Raw genomic sequence first — 15,333 nt, forward strand, 5'->3', positions numbered from 1 at the left:
CAAAATAACGCGAATATTATGGGGTAAACGCATGGCACAAGATAAAGCACAAAGCAAATCGCAAGGCGCGTCGAAGGGTGCGACGCAAGGCATGAAGCAGACTAAGAAAAAGCAGGGCATGTTCTCGCAGATCATACGTATTTATAAGTACACGCATTCTGACGATAAGCAGCTGCCTCTGTGGTTGTCTTGCGCGTTTGCTGCGCCGATTTTGGTTGCTGTAATTCTTGGAATTGCATCTCGTTGGTCCATTTTGATGTGGATTATGATGCTTATTACAGCGGTGATGCTTGGTCTGCTGCTGTTTACTGTTGTGCTTACGAAGCGTGCAGATAAAGTTGGTTACGCAAAGTTGGAAGGTCGTCCGGGTGCAGCTGCCGGCATTATTTCTGCGATTAATAAGGGCGGTTTTACTTTTCCGCAGCAGCCTGTGTGGGTGGATGCGCGCACGAAGGATGCGCTTTGGAGAGGCACTGGTTTTAACGGAATTTTCCTCGTTGGTGAGGGTAATTACGAGCGTTTAATGCATGCTATGGATCGACAGGAGCACGCTATTAAAAGCGTTACTGCCGGATCTAATATACCTGTATACCGTATTGCTGTTGGTAATGGCGAAAATCAGGTGAAGCTTAAAGAATTGCGCGGAAAGGTGTTGCGCTCGAAGACGTTACAGCCTGTGAAGCACAAGTTTGCGTTGTTTGATAAAATTCATCCGAACCGCCGATTCTTCCTTACTAAGACGGAGCTTGCGATTTTGAATGAGCGTTTGCGCACGTTGCAAAGCAAGAGTGGATTTGGCATTCCGAAGGGCATCGATCCAACGCGTCCGCAGCGCATCAGCCGTCGTGCAATGCGCGGTAAGTAAATTATTCTTGCGACGGATTGGCGACAGTTACTTTACGTAAATGTGAAGGAACTGTCGCTTTTTGATGAGATTTCGACATTTTCTGTACACAGCTGCACAGTTTCTGCCGGGATTGCGCGCGCAGGCGGCATAAACTGTACGCGGTTGTAAAGTTTCTGCCGTTTTTTGGTGCGCAAGCGACCTTTATTTTACACGCGCGTAAAGTTTCTGTCGTTTTTCGTTACTGGTGCAGATGGGTGATTGCGCGCGCTGTGCTGCGCTCAAGCATGTCGTCGCGCGCACAAAACACAACTGAATTCCCAATAAACTACCATGCAAACCTGCCCTGCCTTCGTCAATCGAGACGAAGGCAGACCTCGCTTGCGTTGAAAGCACACCGTGCTTTCAACCCTGAGCAAGCTCGGCGCTCCGAGTTGCTTTCGCGCGCGCTGTGCTGCGCTCAAGCATGTCGTCGCGCCCGCGTTTGGAGGGTTGGCGTCTACGCGCTGCCGTACAATCGTCAATCGACACGGGTGCTCTGTGTTCTCGCTTATGTAAGCGTGAACATTCAGAGCTGAGAGAAAACCGCTTGAACGTGAATCCGGGTAATACCGGCGCACGGAGGTCTGTTTTTCCCGTGCCTGGAGAGGTGTTGCAAGGTTTCTTTGTAACGCAAAGTATTGCATGTAACGCATCGCAATGTAACGCGTTTGACGCACAGCATCGTAATGTACACATGTAACGCAAAATATTGCATTGCGCACAATGTAACGCATTGCAACACGTAACAAGAAAGGCACATTTTTATGTCAGAAGAAAATTATCAGTCCAACATGCAGTGGCGTGTTGCAGACATCGCAGTTGCTTCCGTAATTGGCGTTGTTTCTGCTTTTATTTATTGGGTTGTTGCCATTTTTAGTGAGGTTCCATGGACTGCGCTAAACAGCATTCTTCCAGGTTTTGCAGGTCTTATTAACGGTCTTTGGCTCTTCGCTGCTCCTTTGGCCGCAGTAATCGTGCGTAAGCCGGGTGCTGCTATTTACGCTGAAGTCGTAGCTGGCGTGCTCGAAGCTTTGATGGGCAATCAGTGGGGTGGTGCTGAAACCTTCGCTATTGCAGTGGTTCAGGGTCTGTTTGCTGAAATTGCGTTCATTATTTTCGCTTACAAGAAGTGGAATTTGAACACAATGATTCTTTCCGGCGCATTGACTGGCATTGGTTGCTGGGGTTACACCTTCCTCGGTAAGTTGCAGGCTGTTAGCGTATTCGGCAAGTATGGTCTTCCATACTTCGCCAGCACAGTGGTTTCCGGAATTGTGTTTGCTGGTGTTTTAATGTGGTTCTTGTATGTGGGAATCGCTAAGACCGGCGCGTTGGATCAGTTTGCGTCCGGTCGCGAAATACGCGAAAAATAGCGAATAACGTATTCGCAAAAATTAAAAATCTATCATTGCCATAAAGGATTTACTATGCCTGATGCTGTTAAATCGCAAGAATCTGAAACTTTCCTTCCATCAGCTTCAAGCGATTGCAATAGTGACAGCAGCGCTAATAACGCTAATAAAGCTAGCAAAGCTAATAACGCTGAACTTCGGTTTGAGCATTGGGGTTATCGTCATGCTTCCCGTCGCGCTTTTGCTGTGCGCGGGTTGGACCTCACAATTAAGGCGGGGCAGCGCGTGTTGCTGCTTGGTGCATCAGGCATCGGTAAATCCACGATTTTAAGCGGCGCGGCAGGTCTTATTGGCAATGATTTTGTGGCGAAAAATAGCGTAGAAAATAGCGAAGATGGCGCAAAATCCCAGCAAACCACTCTCGTCGAAGATGCCGATGGTGGTGTGAGCGAGGGTTGCGTTTTGGTTGACGGCGTGCCGGTTCGACGTGCGCGCGGTCGCGTTGGTTTGGTTTTGCAAGATCCGGATGCACAGGCGATTTTCCAGCGTTTGGGGGATAACGTTGCGTTTGGTCCGGAAAATATGAACGTTCCGCGCGGTGAGATTTGGGATCGCGTGCGCAAAAGTCTTAAAGAAGTTGGGTTGGATGGCTTGCAATTGCATCGCTCAACTTCGCATTTAAGTGGCGGTCAGATGCAGCGTTTGGCGCTTGCTGGCGCGCTCGCTATGCAGCCGAGTGTGCTGCTTTTGGACGAGCCGACTGCGAATTTGGATCCGGATGGCACGCAGCAGATTGTTGGTGCTGTGCGCGCGGTTTTGGATTCGACGCATGCCACGATGGTGCTTGTGGAGCATCACGCGGAGCCATGGATTGACATGATTGACCGCGTGGTTGTGCTTGGGCTTGAGAATGATGAAGCTGCGAACGGAAAAGATGCGAACGGCGAAACCGTTCATAGCGAAACCGTTCACGACGACGATATTGCGCGCGCGGCTTCTTCGCGCACGGTGATTGTGGCGGACGGCACGCCAGACGAGGTGTTTAATCGCACTGATTTGGACTTTGAGGATCTGGGAATCTGGCTTCCTGAGCGTTACAAGCACAACGCAAAGTCTTCCGAAAAATCTTCCGCAAATGCGGAATCTCCTGAAAATTCTTCCGCAAGTAATTCTTCCGTAAGTAATTCTTCCACAAATGCAGAATCTTCTGAAAAATATTACGAAAACTACAATCCAGCAGAAGGCTACGGAGAAGTGCTACTTTCCACGAAGGACCTCGCAATCAGCCATAGAAGCGAGCCGATTGCGCGTCACATCAATCTTGAGTTTAAAGCAGGGCAGATTACGGCTTTGGTCGGCGCGAATGGTGCTGGAAAATCAACGCTTTCGCTCACTTTGGCTGGTCTTTTGCCGGCAGTAAGCGGCGAGGTAGTGGCGAGTGATGCTCTTGCTCAAGGCGCGAATGGCACGGATCCAATGAAGTGGAAGTCGCCTGATTTGGCGAAGCGCATTTCGTACGTTTTTCAGAATCCGGAGCATCAGTTTGCGTGTGGTTCGGTGTTGGATGAGGTTATGTTGGGGCCGCTTCGCACGGGTGTTTCGGCGGATGAGGCGCGCGCGAAGGCTCAGGAGTTGCTGAAGCGATTCCGTCTGGCTCGTTACGCGAAGGCGAATCCGTACACGCTTTCGGGAGGTGAAAAGCGTCGTCTGACTGTGGCAGCGTCGCTTGCTGCGGCTCCGCGTGTGCTGATTTTGGACGAGCCGACTTTTGGGCAGGACCGCAAAACTTGGTTGCAAATTATTCGCTTGATTGCAAGCCTTCGTAGCGAGGGTGTGAGCATTATTGTGGTGACGCACGACCGTGAGCTGGTTGAGGCGTTGGGTGCGCGCTTGGTTGAGCTTGTGCCGGATGCGAAAGCTGAAGCTGCTGAAATGAGTGCTGCTGAAGCGAGTGCTTCCGAAGCGAAATCTTCCGAAGCGCTTTCCGCAACTACCGGCGCAACAGACATTTCGCGTATCAAAGTGAGCGCAGTAAACAATCGCGACGAGGAAGCGAAACTTTCCAGCAAATCGCCACTTCTTGCGTCAATTAATCCAGTATTTCGCATTTTTGGAGCGTTCGCGGCTTCGATTCCGCTACTTTTTACGCTTGATTGCGTTTCTGCTTCGGTTGCGTTGCTGCTGGAATTTGTGATTTTTGCGTGCATTAAGCTTCCGCCATGGCGTGTGATTCGCCTTTCGTGGCCTGTGTGGGTGGGCGCGCCGACTTCCGCGCTCACTGTGTTACTATACGGCAAAAGTGGCGGAAATACTTGGTTCCAGTGGTGGCTGATGCATGCTACGGATCGTTCGGCTATGCTGGCTGTTGCAACTTCGCTTAGGATTTTGGCGATTGGCGTGCCGTCGATTGTGATGGTGATTGGGCTTGATGCTACGGATTTGGCAGATGCTTTCAGCCAGGTGTTGCATTTGCCGGATCGATTCGTGTACGGCGGTTTGGCTGGAATTAGGCTGTTTGGCGTGCTGCAGGATGATTGGGCGGCACTGACTGCGTCGAGGCGTTCGCGCGGTTTGGGTGATGAGCATCGCGTGAGGGCGTTCTTCCCGCAGTCGTTTGCGCTGCTTGTGCTTTCGATTCGACGTTCGACGACGCTCGCCACTGCTATGGAAGCGCGCGGTTTTGGGGGAGTTGGTGCGCGTTCGCACGCTAGGGTGAGTCGTGTGCGTGCGCGCGACTGGTGGATTTTTGCTGTGTGCGCGATTGTGCCGTCGGTTGCTGTTGCGGCTGCGCTTTATTTCGGCACCTTCGCCTTCCTCGGTGGCGCGTGATGGCTGTGCGCGTGTGAGTTTTTGGTGCGTATGCGGCATAAACTGTGCGCGCCTGTAAAATTTCTGCCGTTTTTTGCTGCACAGGCGGCATAAACTGTGCGTGCCTGTAAAATTTCTGCCGTTTTTTGGCGCGTAGGCGACATTTATTTTACATGGCTGCACAGTTTTTGCCGTTTTTTCGTGCGTAGCCGACCTTTCCTTTACACCGCTGTAAAGTTTCTGCCGCTTTTTGCTTCGCATCCCCAGTCACAATTTAATTTCTAAAGCACAACCATACTAACCTGCCCTGCCTTCGTAATAAAGCCGCAGGCAGACCTCGCTTGCGTTGAAAGCACACTGTGCTTTCAACCCTGAGCAAGCTCGGCGCTCCGAATTGCCTTCGCGCGCGCAATGCTGCGCTCAGGCAGGTCGTCGCGCATCCTCACTAGCGTGTATACTTTCTCGAGTTGCGGGCTTGTAGCTCAGTGGATAGAGCGTCTGCCTCCGGAGCAGAAGGTCGTGGGTTCGAACCCCATTAAGCCCACTTTTGATTTTCTACTTTCCCTACTTTCCCTACTTATCGTCGTAGTGGCCTCTGCAGGCGTAGATTATAATCGAGTCATCTGTAAATGAGTAAACGATTCTATCCTTATCGTTTACTCGTCTACTCCAGCAACCGGAATAGTTTCCTTTGAGTGGTTCAGGCTTACCTTTTCCGTCTATTGGATTCCGCATAATCTCTTTAATAATATTGTTGAGCTTTTTGCGAGTTTTATTATCGCTTTCCCAATAGAGATAGTCGTTCCAGGCATCTGGAGTCCAAGCAATCTTTCTCATTGTTTGAACCCTACGTCCTAATCCATTATTAGATTGTGCTCTTCGAGCTTGATGGTTCCATTTCTCACACCGTCAATCTGCGATTTCAAATATGCTTGATTTGACGGTTCGTAAAACGGATCTAGCGAAAAATCTAGCGGTATCCTCTTTTCGCGACCAATAGTTTTAATAAACACGTTCAGCGCGGCGCTCATAGAGATTCCGAGCTCCTTGCAAACTCGTTCCGCGTTGAGTTTGTCTTCTTTCTTTGCTCGAAAGTTCACGTTTACTATATCTTTTGTTGCTGTAGTCATTTTGGACTCCTATGTCTATGGTGAATTTTGTACTTTTTCTCATACTCTCATATAAGTATACAATAATTCTATATAATGTAACGTAAATATCATTAATTATGCAAGCAATTATTGATGATTTTAGCGCGCGACGACCTGCCTGAGCGCTGCGATTTAGCGCGCGAAAGCAACTCGGAGCGCCGAGCTTGCTTAGGGTTGAAAGCACGGTGTGCTTTCAACGCAAGCGAGGACGTGAACGCGGCTAATCTGCGCGAGCGACACGACCTGCCTTTTCGCTTGGAGCGTAGCGCGCGGCTGCACAGTTTCTGTCGCAATTCCGTCATTTCGCGACATTTATTTTACGCGGTTGCACAGTTTCTGTCGTTTTTTGGTGCGTAGGTAACATAAACTGCGCACGCCTGAGTCGTTTCGGTCGTGCCTGTCTACTCGTTGCTTTTCCTGTACTGTTTTGTAGAATAGTTGTATATGCGCTGATGCGTTTAAACGATGCGTTTATATGTGATTTGCGTGATTTTAGTAACTTAGTGATTTGTTTCTGTGATTTGTTTCTGTGATTTTGCAGTGTTGCTTGTGATTTATGGATCTTGTGTTAGAAGTTACGTTTTTGTTGCACTGCGCTAGGTTTTACGTACATTTTTAGGAGGGGTTTTATGGTAGAGGGGAATAAAAATTTAATTATCGCGGACGCTAAAAGTGTGCCAGCTAAAGCGCTTATAGACGCTGAAACAATAAAAGAGAAGATCTATAACATTCGCAATCAAAAAGTTATGCTTGATTTTGAGCTTGCTGAAATATATGGGTATGAAACGAAAAATTTCAATAGACAGATTAAGAATAATATTGAAAAGTTTGAGGGCGAAGATTTTATGTTTCGGCTAACTGCTGACGAGTTCAAAAACTTGAGGTGCAAAAATTTCACCTCAAGTTGGGGTGGCTCTCGATATTTGCCTTATGCTTTTACGGAGCAGGGTATTTATATGCTCATGACTGTGTTAAGAGGTGATCTTGCTGTTAAACAGAGTAGGGCATTAGTTAGAACCTTTAAGCAAATGAAGGATTTTATTGTTGAAAACAGGGATTTTATTGTTGAAAACAGGGATTTTATTGGCGCGAATGAGTTAGCGCAGTTGGCGATTCAAACGAATCAGAATACTAAAGATATAGCGGAAATAAAATCTCAAATGGCAACGAAGGAAGATTTTAATAAGGTAATGGATAATTTTATTAATCCAGATTCGTATAAGCATTTTCTTCTTATGGACGGCAATAAAATAGAAGCGGATCTTGCGTATTGCAAAATATATGAGTCAGCTAAGAAAAGCATTTACGTTGTTGATAATTATATTGGTCTTAAAACTTTGGAACTATTGCGGTTTGCTGGTGAAGGGGTGGGAATAGTAGTTTTTAGTGATAATTCTAGGAATAAGAATATGCTTACGGAAAGCATGTTGGGAGATTTTGTAAGCGATTATCCTGGTGTTGATTTGAAGTTTAAGACTGCTGGCAGAAAGTATCACGATAGGTATGTGGTTATAGATTATGGGACGGCTGATGAGGCTGTTTACGTTTGTGCGCGACGACCTACTTTTGCGCTTAAAGCGTAGCGCGCAAAGGTAATTCGGAGCGCTGAGCTTGCTCAAAGTTGAAAGCACGGTGTGCTTTCAATGCAAGCGAGGTCTGCCTTCGTCAATAAAGACGAAGGCAGGGCAGGTTTGTGTGGTGGTTCATTGTGAATTCGGTTGTGTTTTGTGTGCGTGCGTATGCGGCATAAACTGCGCACGGCTGCACAGTTTCTGCCGTTTCTTCCGGCTCCGCACTTCTGCTCGCGCTTTCTGTCTGCACTCGCGTAAAGTTTTTGCCGGATTAAGGTGCGCAAACGACCGTTTCTTTACATAGCTGTAAAGCTTTTGCCGTTTTTTGGCGCGGAAACGACTTTTTCTGTACATGTGCGTAAAGTTTCTGCCGGAATCTGGCTGGGAAGCAGCATAAACTGCGCACGGCTGTAAAGTTTCTGCCGGATTTTGGTGCGTAGACGACCTTTATTTTACACCGCTGTAAAGTTTCTGCCGGAATCTGGCTGGGAAGCGGCATAAACTGCGCACGTGTGTAAAGTTTCTGCCGGATTTTCTTTCTGACGCGACGACCTGTTTGAGTGCTGCACAGTATATATAGCAGCACGGCATATAGCGACGAAGCACACAGTATATATAGACGAATCATATAGCAGCATGGCATATAGTGACGAATCTCACACAGAATACAGCAGCGAAGTACACAGCACATAGAGCGTATACAAGCACTGCATATACCAGCACAGTATATAGCGGTGCGATGCATGCGCTATAACAACATGTAGTACTTTGTGTTGGGAAAGTGGTCGGTTTTTAGACACGCCGAAGACGCGATTTCGTCGTTTTGGCGTCGGAAATTATTCATTATAAATGCGTTTTACAGTAGATTTTTTAGCGATATTCGTGAATTATAGAAATTTTTTATATGCACGAATATAACACGTGTTTTGCTTGAAATCATTCATGGGGGGGGGGGTATAAATATTAGAGGCTTTTCAGCAACCATGCTTGCATATAGGGCATACAGATATGTTATACTGACTACCTGTGGTTAGCTCTGTCTATGGCATTTGCAGTAGTATGCGTACAAGGTTTTAGTACGCTAAGCATTGGCATCGTATGCAGGTTGAGTACGTGAAGTCTTAAAGATTAGAGAGTTGGAATTTGGGATATACTGCGGCTTGTGCGGCGGTTGAGGACCAGGAAGGCGAGAAAATGTTACCAGCAAAGTTCCGTGGATTCGCATCACGCGTGGGTCGTCTTGCGTCGCGCGCTTTGGTCTGGCGTAAGACCAGCGCTAACGACGCCGTTCATACTTCCAGCACCGCAGTTATTTCTTCCACCAATGCCAGTACTTTCGGCACCGCCAGCACTTCTTTCGACAATGCAGTCATTTCCGGCACCACAGCCACTTCCAGCAACGTCACCATCGCTCGCACCGCTCACCCAGCCCACACTCTTCGTCGCGCGCTCTTCGCAATGCTCGTATCAGCCGCCACCATAGTAACCATGCTCATAGTGCCGCCGGCACATAATGCGAAAGCTGATCAGGCTTGGTGGGATAAATCAGGTAACGGTTTTTTCACTCATAATGGTTATTGGGTTGGTGACGCTCAGAGAGATATTGATCTTTCATATCCTGAAATAGAGACTGTTAATGATAATGGTCGTATCAGGAGAAAGATAACTTGGAAAGTAACTTTTAATGCCAATAGCTTAGCACTTAAAAGAATGGGCTCATCGCAATTCGCTGCTGAAAATATTGGAAATCAGAAATCTGATGGTCAGGCTTGGGATGGTAGAAGCTACATCTACGTATATCTTCCGAGGGGTATTGATGACTCTAGTGTTCATGTTTATCGTGAATATACAAAACGAAGTTTATTGCCTGGTCAAACTAATTTTAACTGGTCGTTACAGGGAGATGAGAAGAATCCAGGAGAATTTAATGCAGGTTGGACCAGATGGACATATACTTACGCTGATGGTCCGAAATTTCAGCATGATTGGGATTTGTCTTTAGGAAACCTTGGACGAGGTAAAGATCCGAAGGATCAATTTAAAGATCAATTTGATACTTGTGAAGTTAAAAAATGGAAAGAACACGGAGATTTTTCTCGTGTGTTGATTTCTCGAGAGAACGGTGATACCGTAACTGCGTATCGATGGACAGTTTCTGCTTATCTTGATGATTCTGTAACTGTTCCAGAAAACCTTCCATTCATTGCAGGATTTAGATCGGATGATAGTGATAAGCACAAGTTTGCGATCATGGGTCCTTATGATACAGATGGCGATGGTTTCCCTGATTTATGGGAGCACGCTCATAACACGAATCCTGATTCTTGGGATGAACTACGGTATCCAGAGCCGAAAGGTGCGTTTGGTAGATTCGATGACGGCAAAGATTATAACGCTGTTTATGGTAAACCTTATTCGCAAAAACCATTTATGTATACCGGTAAGTGGGTTGGTGATTCTGTAAAAGGTCATTTCGAATACAATAAGGATAAAAATCCGAAGCCTACAAACCCTAAGGACTATAAAACAGAAGATATACCACAAAATGGCATAGCATATGTGTTTACTAATCAAAAACTACCTGACGGAGTCCGGCGTGTGTGGAGTAGTAACAATATGCAGGATGGTGATGTATACCTCAATGAATTCACTGGTGAGGTCATATACAAACCTAGGAAGCAGGATGCGGGTAAGACTGTAACCTTTAATATAGGTATAAATTATCCTGATCCATCTTTCTATAACTGCAAGAAATCACAGGTTAGTGTATCTAAAAAGGTCGTTTTCAAAGTTAAGAAGATGTCGCAGTTGTACAACCCAGTGTATGTAACAAAGGATATGTATGCTGGTACTCAGGATTTTTCTGATAGACCTACCAGTGATGGATCGTATGGATCTATAAAGGGTCCTTTACCTGAAGGTACTACTTTTGCAATAGGAAAGTACAATCATGGAATAGATCCTTTATCGTGGTCTGCAATTCAACCACAAGATACTAAGACTGGTTCTGTATATTTTTACCCTAACAAGTGGCTTACTGCAAGCAAGCCAAATGATCCTTATAAGACACCAGTAATAGTTACATATCCTGATGGATCAAAATCTACAGATGAAGATTCTATTACTAAAGGTAATCCTGTTTATGCGAAGGTAAATTTAAAGCGTCATGATCCTGGTACTGGTGACTTGCACCTCCGTATTGCTAGGAACCAAAATGGTCAAGAGATTAACTACAACAATGGATTCGTATTCCGCAAGAATCGTGATGTTAATCCACAGCCATGGATAGATTCTTGGTCAGTGCAGGAGCCTGGCGATATTAAGATTCGCTCTGTGTGTGCTGATACTACAAGTCCTACGAATATTAAGTTTTATCTTGACGGTATTAATGGAATAACAATAAATGGCGAAAAACCGTGGCCTCATGCTACTGATGAGGAACAGGAAAAGTGTCGAAATGGTCAGGGTTGTGTAGCAAACAAATTATTTGATAGCACTGGCAATACCATGGAGCGTACGCGTGGTAGTATCACCGGAAAGCCAGTAAAGACTGGTAATTATCAGTGCACTGTATATGCTTTGAAGCCTAAGGCTTTGAAGAAATTTGAGGATGCTGAGAAAAAGAATAAGAATATTGGAAAGGAAGAAGGTTCTTCTACTAATATCATTAGTTCGGATACCTTCAGTGGGTTAAGAGAAGGCATTGACTATACATCTAGGACTGTGCCAATTAAGGTTCACTCTGACGCGCATTATTATAACCCTAAATACGATAAGATATATGTGAAGGCTGGTAATTCTAAACAATCGGCTGCTCCAGTAAGCCATCGTGGTTCTAACGGCGTGAAGGGCGACGACAAGAGTCAAAATGATCTTGTTGATGAAGGCACAAGGTTGCCAAAAGGCACTTGGTTTGAGTTAAGAGGGTATCCTAACGATAAAAATAAAGTTCGTGACTGGTTTAAGTTTGATGGTAAGCAAAGTAACAAGAAATCAGGAGAGAACAAGCCTGAAGATGCTACTTCCGAAGAGATGTATGGCAAAGTCACTTTTTCTCCAAACAAGATTGTTAAGATTAACGAAGAATATTACGCTCCTGTAATCGTGCATTATCCGGACGGTTCCACTTCTGAAGATCCGGATTCTGGTAATCTTGGCAAACCTGTATACGCTCCAGTGGAAGTAACTAATCAAGATATTCAAAAAAATGATTTAAAACTCAATGTTTATTCCCAACATGGTGGCGGAAGGAAAATTGAGGACAACGATAAAAGCGGTATGCGTTTCCGTAAAGGTGATACTTTAGGCGACAAGCCTAGCGATACGTATAAGCCAATGTTCTTTGACTCCTGGTCGAGTGCTAAGCAGGGAAAAATTTACCAGCGCATGCTTTGCTACAAAAAGAATCCACAAACTGGTAAACCTGAACCTAAAAGCTATGAGGTTGATGGTGTTAATGGTCTGAAACTTGCTGGTCGAAAAGGCAATATTGAAGGCGGTGAGTTTACCGATAAGAATCCATCTCAGTGGACGCGAGCTAATGAACAGCAGAGGAAAGAGTGTAAAGCCAATGATAGTAAGTGCGATCGTAATAAATATCTTTATGGTAATGAACGTGATACTACAGAGCGCACGTGGGGCTGGCTGTACGGCAAGGTAAAAGAAAATGGCGACTTTGTGTGCACTGTGTACGCTATTAAAGACCTTGAGGGTAAAGGTAATGCGCATGGTGCTTTGCAAACTAAGTTTGATAATGCTGTAAAGGAGTTTGTAAAGAACCCTGGTGACCGCAAGTTTGAAGATGTTATCAGTAAGTCAGTCTTAACGGATAAGCAGGGTAGTCAAGATCATCCTGAATATGCCACTCAAAGGCACATCGATTGGGACTCTGTGAAATTCCCAATTCACGTGCACTCGGACGCGCACTACTACAACCCTAAGTATGAGCCTATAACTATGGAGGCTGGTACCAAACAAGCCACTGGGCTGCCTCAAAGCAAGAAGAATGCTAACGGTGCTGATAAGTCGCAAGACGATGTGAAAGAAGGCGACTTGCCGGACGGCACTTGGTTTGAAAAGAATGGTTTAAGTTATGCATTCTTTGAGGATGGTCAAGACAATAAAGCTGACTCTGGTGATTCAGCTAAAAATGGCACGGGTCAGTTTGGTAAGGTTACGTTCCGACCGCACAGGTGGTTCCCTGTTGCTCCTGACCAAACGCAGGTTATAGTGCATTATCCGGACGGTTCTAAATCAACAGATTCAGATTCTGGAAACAACGGCAAGCCTATTTATGCGAGTGTGAAGGTTACTCGATCACATGATGAGACTCCTGATAATTTGCACTTGAATGTTGGCGATAAAGAAGGTAGTGGCAACTGGTCTAATACTACAATCAAACTCACTAAGGGCGAGGAGTTAAGTGCTTCTAAACAGACGACTCGTTGGCTTGATTCTTGGTCCGTGTATAAGCCTGGAAAAATCAATTTGCGCACAATCTGCTATAAGATCAATTCAGACGGCACTAAGTCTCACTACCAGTCGGGCGGTATTGCCGGCATTACGATGCAGGAAGTTAAAATTTGGGAGCATACAGAGAATGCGCAACAGCAGAAAGACTGCGAGAAGGATAGCAGACAGTGCCACCCTGATAGGCAGCTGTATGACGATTACATTACGAATGGTAACTCACGCGACACAACTGAGCGTACTCGTGGATGGATTAAAGGCAAGGCTAACGAATCTGGTGACTACGAGTGCGTAGTGTATGCGATTAAGCAAAAGCAGTTTAAGGACGATACCAATAATTTGCTTGATAGATTCGATGCAGCTGTAGCAAAACTCAACAAAGATGCAAGTAAGAATAACACTGATCCGTTGCAAAACTTCAAGTGGAAACTTGATGGTGATAACGGCAGCAAAAACGCGGTTGAAGGCATTGACTATGCGAAGCGCCCAATACCAATTAAGATTCACAACGAAAACCACTTCTACAACCCGAAGTACGTTGATGTGAACGTTACGGCTGGTCAAAAGGTTGAGAATGCTGTGCCTCAAAGCGTTAAGAGCGCTAACGGTGCGGATAAATACCAGGATGCTGTGAAGGCTGGCGCGCTGCCGGATGGCACTTGGTTTGAGTTTAAGGATTCTGCGAACGGCTTTGAGGTAAATGATTACGGTACTAAGGGCAAGAGTGTGTCTTTAGACTGGTCGTATTGGGCTTCCGCTGCTGGTAACACCGGTGAGCAAAGCAATAAGCCTGACGATCCTACCAAACAAAAGAGTGGCAAGCACAGTGCCAAGGATGACGGTACACGTTACGGCAAAGTGACATTCCATCCAGATCAATCTGTTGCTCCTAAAGCGTACTTGAAAGAGATTGTCATCCATTACCCGGATGGCTCCACTTCGGACGACCTGGATTCTGGTAACAACGGCAAGCCTGTGTATGCGAAAGTTACAGTTGGAGGTTTGGGCGGTGGCGCCGACAGGGATCTTAAGATGACATTGCTCAGATCTCAAGACGCTGATTCTACTGACACGCTTGGTGGTGGTAATTCTCTTACTGTTATGAGCGGCACGAGTCTTACTAAGAACCCGTATGTGCTCGCGTGGAGCTTGAAGGATCGTAGCAATATTTCATTGCGCATGATGTGCACTAAGCAAGGCGAGCAAAAGTGGAGCCGCGGGCTTGACGATACGCTCAATATGCACCTGAACCAGAATTATGGCGAAAGTGTAAAGCCGTGGGCTTTTGCAACTGCTGATCAGCGAAAGTCTTGCAGTGAGAACAGTAATAATTGCATAGCTAACTTGCTGTATGGATTCACGAAGAATAAAGATCCGAACAGCATAGAAAGCGCTGTGTCTCGCAGTGAAGACGATATTGCTGGCGTACCTCAAAAGGCTGGAAATTACACGTGCGCTGTGTTTGCGTTGAAGCCGAATGCACTAACGGTGTTTAATAACACTGTTGATGCTGGGCTTAGTGCTGATAAAAAGTATTCGTCTACAAATATGCAAAAGGTTCAGCTTACAGGATTAAAGTCTGCGGTTGATTGGAACAGAATTTCCTTCGACGTGAACGTGATCGATCCGCCTAAATTCGCTCTGCCAAAGACCGGCGGAATGAACTGGAACGTGCTGCTTGGTGCGTTTGCTGTGATTGGCACGGGCGTGATGGCGGCTGGGTTCTTCCTTGAGCAAACCAAGTGGGGGCGCGCGATGCTTGATGCATTGCTGCGTAAGACACTGATTAAAGATTTTATCTGCAAAACTGCCAAAAAGCTTCGCGCTTTAAGGCGACGTAGCGAAAGGTGGCGATGCTGATGAAAACATTTGCACGCAATCCTGCTAGCCGGCTAGTCGCAAGACGTAACTGACTCGCAAGCTTGCAGTGCGATTCTCGCTAAAACTTGTTGCGCAATGCGACGCGCGCAAACAGTGGCTAGATCACTGAATGCGGCACGCGTACGGAATGTGGCTCTCACTCGCAAGTTGTGGGAACCTCTGCATGTGGGAACCTCTGCATGTGGTCACACTCGCAAACCGCAACACAAAATAAA

General features: G+C 46.2%; 7 protein-coding genes and 1 tRNA gene. 6 read left to right on the forward strand and 2 right to left on the reverse strand.

Features of this window, described 5'->3' with window-relative positions:
- Positions 1 to 91 precede the first annotated feature (91 nt).
- From HXT47_RS02210 to HXT47_RS02225, 4 genes are all read left to right on the forward strand, one after another.
- Positions 92 to 865 (forward strand): DUF4191 domain-containing protein, encoded by a 774-nt coding sequence (locus HXT47_RS02210; RefSeq protein WP_032835341.1) that lies wholly within the window; start codon positions 92 to 94, stop codon positions 863 to 865.
- Positions 866 to 1,650: 785 nt separating this feature from the next.
- Positions 1,651 to 2,259: an ECF transporter S component gene (locus HXT47_RS02215; protein WP_004105192.1), complete on the forward strand. Its 609-nt coding sequence runs from the start codon at positions 1,651 to 1,653 to the stop codon at positions 2,257 to 2,259.
- Between the two features lie 54 nt (positions 2,260 to 2,313).
- Positions 2,314 to 5,067 (forward strand): ATP-binding cassette domain-containing protein, encoded by a 2,754-nt coding sequence (locus HXT47_RS02220; protein ID WP_421789207.1) that lies wholly within the window; start codon positions 2,314 to 2,316, stop codon positions 5,065 to 5,067.
- A gap of 450 nt (positions 5,068 to 5,517) precedes the next feature.
- Positions 5,518 to 5,590, forward strand: a tRNA-Arg gene (locus HXT47_RS02225).
- A 29-nt stretch (positions 5,591 to 5,619) separates the two neighbouring features.
- Here the strand turns inward: HXT47_RS02225 and HXT47_RS02230 are convergent.
- Complete coding sequence (locus HXT47_RS02230) at positions 5,620 to 5,883, reverse strand: Txe/YoeB family addiction module toxin (RefSeq protein ID WP_080550925.1); 264 nt, start codon at positions 5,881 to 5,883, stop codon at positions 5,620 to 5,622.
- Between the two features lie 17 nt (positions 5,884 to 5,900).
- Positions 5,901 to 6,176, reverse strand: coding sequence for a type II toxin-antitoxin system RelB/DinJ family antitoxin (locus tag HXT47_RS02235; protein ID WP_174182636.1), 276 nt, complete (start codon positions 6,174 to 6,176; stop codon positions 5,901 to 5,903).
- A 650-nt stretch (positions 6,177 to 6,826) separates the two neighbouring features.
- On the opposite strand from HXT47_RS02235, the gene HXT47_RS02240 reads away from it, so the two are divergent.
- Positions 6,827 to 7,780, forward strand: a complete 954-nt coding sequence (locus HXT47_RS02240) for an ORF6N domain-containing protein (protein ID WP_421789209.1) — start codon at positions 6,827 to 6,829, stop codon at positions 7,778 to 7,780.
- Positions 7,781 to 8,962: 1,182 nt separating this feature from the next.
- The gene (locus tag HXT47_RS02245; protein WP_421789211.1) at positions 8,963 to 15,097 is read left to right on the forward strand and encodes a Rib/alpha-like domain-containing protein; all 6,135 of its coding nucleotides are present in this window, start codon (positions 8,963 to 8,965) and stop codon (positions 15,095 to 15,097) included.
- Positions 15,098 to 15,333 lie beyond the last annotated feature (236 nt).

The sequence above is a fragment of the Gardnerella sp. DNF01205 genome, assembly GCF_049244135.1.
Taxonomy (GTDB): Bacteria; Actinomycetota; Actinomycetes; order Actinomycetales; family Bifidobacteriaceae; genus Bifidobacterium; species Bifidobacterium leopoldii.

Bases quoted from the DNA above. Each gene is read 5' to 3' on its own strand.
- HXT47_RS02210 (WP_032835341.1), top strand. From the start codon at position 92: ATGAAGCAGACTAAGAAAAAGCAGGGCATGTTCTCGCAGATCATACGT.
- HXT47_RS02215 (WP_004105192.1), top strand. From the start codon at position 1,651: ATGTCAGAAGAAAATTATCAGTCCAACATGCAGTGGCGTGTTGCAGAC.
- HXT47_RS02220 (WP_421789207.1), top strand. From the start codon at position 2,314: ATGCCTGATGCTGTTAAATCGCAAGAATCTGAAACTTTCCTTCCATCA.
- HXT47_RS02230 (WP_080550925.1), bottom strand. From the start codon at position 5,883: ATGAGAAAGATTGCTTGGACTCCAGATGCCTGGAACGACTATCTCTAT.
- HXT47_RS02235 (WP_174182636.1), bottom strand. From the start codon at position 6,176: ATGACTACAGCAACAAAAGATATAGTAAACGTGAACTTTCGAGCAAAG.
- HXT47_RS02240 (WP_421789209.1), top strand. From the start codon at position 6,827: ATGGTAGAGGGGAATAAAAATTTAATTATCGCGGACGCTAAAAGTGTG.
- HXT47_RS02245 (WP_421789211.1), top strand. From the start codon at position 8,963: ATGTTACCAGCAAAGTTCCGTGGATTCGCATCACGCGTGGGTCGTCTT.